Origin of the sequence: Mesorhizobium sp. M5C.F.Ca.IN.020.29.1.1 (assembly GCF_003997375.1) — a bacterium.
Taxonomy (GTDB): domain Bacteria; phylum Pseudomonadota; class Alphaproteobacteria; order Rhizobiales; family Rhizobiaceae; genus Mesorhizobium; species Mesorhizobium wenxiniae.
The window spans coordinates 1-5,563 of the sequence record NZ_RZSW01000424.1 but is presented as its reverse complement, the minus strand read 5'-3'; the positions used below and the strand labels follow the sequence as shown (position 1 = coordinate 5,563).

At 62.8% G+C, this 5,563-nt stretch carries 4 protein-coding genes and 1 pseudogene; all 5 read left to right on the top strand.

Going from position 1 to position 5,563, the window contains the following annotated elements; translation table 11 throughout:
• A pseudogene (locus EOA85_RS26070) lies at positions 1 to 480 on the top strand (DNA topoisomerase IB); the annotation flags it as partial.
• A gap of 113 nt (positions 481 to 593) precedes the next feature.
• Entirely contained in the window at positions 594 to 968 is a 375-nt protein-coding gene (locus tag EOA85_RS26065) for a YciI family protein (RefSeq protein ID WP_029349747.1), read from the top strand.
• Positions 965 to 2,239: an RNA polymerase sigma factor gene (locus EOA85_RS26060; protein ID WP_127211687.1), complete on the top strand. Its 1,275-nt coding sequence runs from the start codon at positions 965 to 967 to the stop codon at positions 2,237 to 2,239. The genes EOA85_RS26065 and EOA85_RS26060 overlap by 4 nt, the downstream gene beginning before the upstream one ends.
• Positions 2,240 to 2,455: 216 nt before the next feature.
• Positions 2,456 to 3,967: an aldehyde dehydrogenase family protein gene (locus EOA85_RS26055; RefSeq protein ID WP_127211686.1), complete on the top strand. Its 1,512-nt coding sequence runs from the start codon at positions 2,456 to 2,458 to the stop codon at positions 3,965 to 3,967.
• A gap of 736 nt (positions 3,968 to 4,703) precedes the next feature.
• Positions 4,704 to 5,563, top strand: an 860-nt coding sequence (locus EOA85_RS26050) for an AI-2E family transporter (protein ID WP_245486009.1), incomplete at its 3' end; no start/stop codon positions are given.

Below are 5,563 nucleotides of genomic sequence, written 5' to 3'. Positions count from 1 at the left end.
GAATGGAAGCTGAAGCTCGTCGATCGCCGGATCGCCAGGATCGTGCGCGGGGCGCAGGATCTGCCGGGCCAGAAGCTGTTCCAGTATCTCGACGACGACGGAAGCAGGCGACCGATCCGATCCGACGAAGTCAACCGCTACATCAGGGAGACGGCAGGGGCGGATTTCAGCTCCAAGCACTTCCGAACCTGGGGCGGCACTATCCATGCTGCGTCACTGTTTGCGCAAACCGAACGACCGGAAAGCCGGGCACAACAGAAGCGGGTGATGAACGGCCTCATCGACAAGGTCGCCGAGCGGCTGGGCAACACCCGCGCCATCTGCCGCAGATGTTACATCCACCCGCAAGTTTTCGATGCCTGGTCCGAAGGACGGCTGCTCAGCGAAATAGCGGATGCGAACAAGCGGAAACGATCGATACCCGGTCTTGACGACGAAGAGGCTCTCGTACTGAGATGGCTGAAGGCGCAGGGGAGCTGAACCGAACGGAGCCGCCGCAGGCTTTCGTGATCCGTGCAGGACGTAATTTTTTGTCGACGTCATGTCGGGATAGGCCCTAGTGTTTCGTCCTTTGACAGAGAAAAGGACGACCTATGCTTTACGCGATCCTCTGCTACGCCTCCGAAGACGTCGTCTGCTCCTGGAGCAAGGAGCAAGATGACGCTGTCATGAAAAAACTCCTGGGCGTGCAGGAAAAATACGCTCAGGCGGGCCGGCTGGGCCCGGTCGCGCGGCTGCTGCCGACAACCGCTGCGACAACCCTAAGAAAGGTCAAAGGCGAAGCGGTCGTCATCGACGGACCATTTGCCGAAACCAAGGAACAGTTCCTCGGCTTCTACACCCTCGAATGCGCCGATCTCGAGGAGGCCGTCGACTTTGCGCGTGAACTTTCCGAGGTCAACCCGAGCGGCGGCTCCTACGAGATACGTCCGGTTTCGCTCTTCAATCCCGCCAAGGTTTCCGCATGACCGACCTTACCTGGATCAGCACGGCGATCAGCACTGCCCGCCCCCAGGCGATGGGCGCGCTGCTGCGCTACTTCCGCGATCTCGATGCGGCGGAGGAAGCCTTCCAGGACGCTTGCCTGCGAGCTCTGAAGAACTGGCCGACAAACGGCCCGCCGCGCGATCCGGCAGCCTGGCTGATCTTCGTCGGCCGCAACAGCGGCATCGACGCGGTGCGCAAACGTGCCAAGCAGGCGCCGCTGCCGGAAGAGGACCAGATCTCCGACCTGGAAGATGCCGAGACCGACATCGCCGAACGGCTGGACGGCGCGCACTACCGCGATGACATATTGCGGCTGCTGTTCATCTGCTGCCATCCCGACCTGCCGGCGACGCAGCAGATCGCCGTGGCGTTGCGCATCGTTTCAGGCCTGACCGTCAAGCAGATTGCCCGCGCCTTCCTCGTCGGTGAAAGCGCCATGGAGCAGCGCATCACCCGTGCCAAGGCGCGCATCGCCGATGCCGGCGTGCCGTTCGAGACGCCGGGTGCGGTTGAGCGGTCCGAACGACTGGCCGCCGTCGCTGCCATGGTCTACCTGATCTTCAACGAAGGCTATTCGACCAACAGCGGCGAGGCACCGGCCCGCGCGCCGCTCTGCGAAGAAGCAATCCGGCTGGCCAGGCTGCTGCTTAGACTGTTCCAGACCGAGCCGGAGATCATGGGCCTGACGGCGCTTTTGCTTCTCCAGCATGCGCGTGCGCCGGCGCGTTTCGACGAGAATGGCGAGATCGTGCTGCTCGAAGACCAGGATCGCAGCCTGTGGAGCCGCAAGATGATCGACGAGGGGCTGGCGCTGGTCGACAAGGCGCTGCGCCACCAGAAGCCGGGTCCCTACCAGGTGCAGGCCGCGATCGCCGCCCTGCATGCGCGGGCGGCGAAGCCCGAGGATACGGACTGGAACGAGATCGACCTGCTCTACAGCTTGCTCGAGCAGATGCAGCCGTCGCCGGTGGTGACGCTCAATCGCGCCGTCGCGGTCGCCAAGGTGCGCGGGCCGCAAGCGGCACTTGCCATGATCGAGCCGTTGGAGCAAAGGCTTTCCGGCTATTTCCATTTCTTCGGCCTCAAAGGCGGCCTGCTGATGCAGCTTGGTCGTGGCGAGGAGGCGCGCATCGCCTTCGACCGTGCCATCGCTCTTGCCAACACGGCAGCCGAGGCCGCCCATATCCGCATGCATATCGACCGCCTGATGAAGGAAGGCGCCGCGCGGGGAACCGCGCAGACAGCGCGCTGAACGAGTCACTGGTTCAACAGTCTGACCTTGGCTTAGACCATGCCGGGGTGGCGATTTTTCCCTGAAACGAGTAATGCCACGCCATGACAGCGCCTGATGTGCCGATCGGTACAGGGACGGCATGGCACAAGGCTTTGGCAAGTTTGTTTTATGCATGTCGTTGTCCCAAAACCGCTGCGCACTTTTGGGCGACATGCATTCTGAAAGGGAAAGAAAATGACGATTGCGAAGGAAACAGCCGGGTTACTGGCGAAACTGGGTGTCGCTGAGGACGCGCTTTCGGGCGGCGATCTTATCGTGCGCAGCCCGGTGACAGGCGAGCAGATCGCCGAGCTGAAGACGATCTCGCCGGCCGGTGCGGCAAAGACCATCGATGCCGCCCACAAGGCCTTCCAGGCCTGGCGTCTGGTGCCGGCACCGAAGCGCGGCGAGCTGGTGCGGCTGCTTGGCGAGGAACTGCGCGCGCACAAGGCCGAGCTTGGCCGGCTGGTGTCGATCGAGGTCGGCAAGATTCCGTCCGAAGGGCTCGGCGAAGTGCAGGAAATGATCGACATCTGCGATTTCGCCGTCGGCCTGTCGCGCCAGCTCTACGGCCTGACCATCGCCACCGAGCGGCCCGGTCATCGCATGATGGAAACCTGGCACCCGCTGGGCGTCGTCGGCGTGATTTCGGCCTTCAACTTCCCGGTCGCGGTGTGGTCGTGGAACGCGGCGCTTGCGCTGGTCTGCGGCGACGCTGTGGTGTGGAAGCCCTCGGAAAAGACGCCGCTGACGGCGCTCGCCTGCGAGGCGATCTTCAAGCGTGCGGCAGAGCGTTTCGGCGATGCTCCGGAAGGTTTGACGTCGGTGCTGATCGGCGATCGCGCCGTCGGCGAAATTCTGGTCGACCATCCCAAGGTGCCGCTGGTCTCGGCCACCGGCTCGACCCGCATGGGCAGGGATGTCGGTCCGCGGCTGGCAAAACGCTTTGCGCGCGCTGTGCTGGAGCTCGGCGGCAATAATGCCGGCATCGTCTGCCCGACGGCCGATCTCGACATGGCCTTGCGCGCCATTGCGTTCGGCGCCATGGGCACGGCCGGGCAGCGCTGCACGACGCTGCGGCGCCTGTTCGTGCATGAGAGCATCTATGATGCCTTTGTTCCGCGCCTCAAGAAGGCCTATGAAAGCGTCTCGGTCGGCAATCCGCTGGAGACATCCGCGCTGGTCGGACCGTTGATCGACAAGGCAGCCTTCGACAGCATGCAGAACGCGTTGAAGGAAGCCGCCGCTCACGACGGCAAGGTGACCGGCGGCACGCGGGTCGACAATGGCCATCCCGACGCCTATTACGTTCGTCCGGCGCTGGTCGAGATGCCCAAGCAGGTCTCGCCGGTGACGGAAGAGACCTTCGCGCCGATCCTCTATGTGATGAAGTACTCGGATTTCGACGCCGTGCTCGACGAGCACAACGCGGTCGGAGCGGGGCTGTCGTCGTCGATCTTCACCCGCGACCTGCAGGAATCCGAGCGCTTCCTCGGCGTCGACGGGTCCGACTGCGGCATCGCCAACGTCAACATAGGCACATCGGGGGCCGAGATCGGTGGTGCCTTCGGTGGCGAGAAGGAGACCGGCGGCGGCCGCGAGTCGGGCTCCGATGCCTGGAAGGCTTACATGCGGCGCGCCACCAACACGGTGAACTATTCCAAGGCGCTGCCGCTGGCCCAAGGCGTATCCTTCGACATCGACTAGGCTGGTGAGACCCTTGTCGTGGCGGCTATGCCAATAGCTGCCACGATTTATCTCGGTCGCCGTTCAGCGGCTTCCGGGAGATCCAAAACAGTCTGCGAAAGCCGCAGCAAGGATGGCGAGCTAACGCCGGCCTTTCCCGTGTCCTCGCCATCTGGCGGAATCTGTAGAGCGCCGGTAGCGAGGTCGCGCGGCATGCGCGCCTGTTCGTCAGCGGCAATCGAAGCTGCCGCAGACCGTGACGATGAATCTTCGGATGTGGCTCTATGGAGCGGCTGATGTGGCCCACCACATCTCGTTGAAGCGTCAACCGAGGCGACCCATATACGCACTGCGTCGGATGTTTTCCTCCCATTGCGTCCGGCGCGTTCCCCTCTGGAGGTTTTAAACCTTCATGCCTGGCCGGACCTTAACAGTCCGGCCTTTTTTCTATTGGTCCTGTGAAGCTGCGAGTTCGCGAGCGAGCTGTAGAACCGCCGTAGGTCAGAGCATCCACGACCGGGCAGGCCGCGGTGCTGGCATCGGGTACGGGTGCCCAGCCGGCATAATCAGCCCAATGAGCGAGAAAATGTCCGTGCCATCGTCGTCATATTCCACAGCGGCCTAGCCGTAGCGGTGCGGCAACGGAAGCTGCCATTTTGTCGGGAAATCCACTAGGCTCGCTTGGTTTGCGAGACGGCGAGAGGTGCCCGACCTGAAACAGATGCCCGATATGAAACAAATGAGATTGCTCGGCATCGTGGCCGCGACGGCGATCGGTCTGTATGTCTGCTATCTCTTGGCGTTGCCTTTTTTGCCCGCATTGACGTGGGCGCTGGTGTTGGCAATCGTCCTGTATCCGGCTCATCGACGGGTCGAGGAAAGGCTCAGGAACCAAAACCTGGCTGCACTGATGTCAGTCAGCATCGCGGCGGTTGCAGTCGGCCTGCCGCTCATCTTCGTGGCACAGCAGCTTGTTCGCGAGGCGGTAAACGGCGCCACCTATCTGGAGGAGGTCATCCGGGGTTGGAACACAGATGCCTTCGTGTCGGGCTATCCCAGGCTTTCGGCGGTTGCCCAGTGGGTTGAGAACCAACTCGATCCGGCCGGCACGGTCGCCGCATTTGTGCAATGGCTGACGGGACAAAGCACATCGCTATTGCGCGGCTCGATCAATCAGGCCGTGATGTTCGTGCTGACTTTCTATCTGCTGTTCTATTTTCTGCGGGACCGTGAATCCGCCCTGCGGGGGATCGAGCGTCTCTCGCCCCTGCGTGCACCGGAGACGGCATACATGCTGTCGCGCCTTGCCGAGACGGTACATGCGATCCTGATAGGCACCGTTTTTGTCGCCGCTGTGCAGGGAACGCTGGGCGGCCTGATGTTCTGGTGGCTCGGCCTGCCCACGCCGGTCTTCTGGGGCCTGGTAATGGGACTTCTTGCCATCGTGCCAGTGCTCGGCGCATTCGTGATCTGGGTGCCGGCAGCGATCTATCTCGCACTGGAAGGGTCTTGGGCAAGCGCAGCGATCCTGACCATCTGGGGCGGCGGCGTCGTCGCCGGCATCGACAATCTGCTCTATCCGATGCTTGTCGGGAGCCGGTTGCGGCTCCACACAGT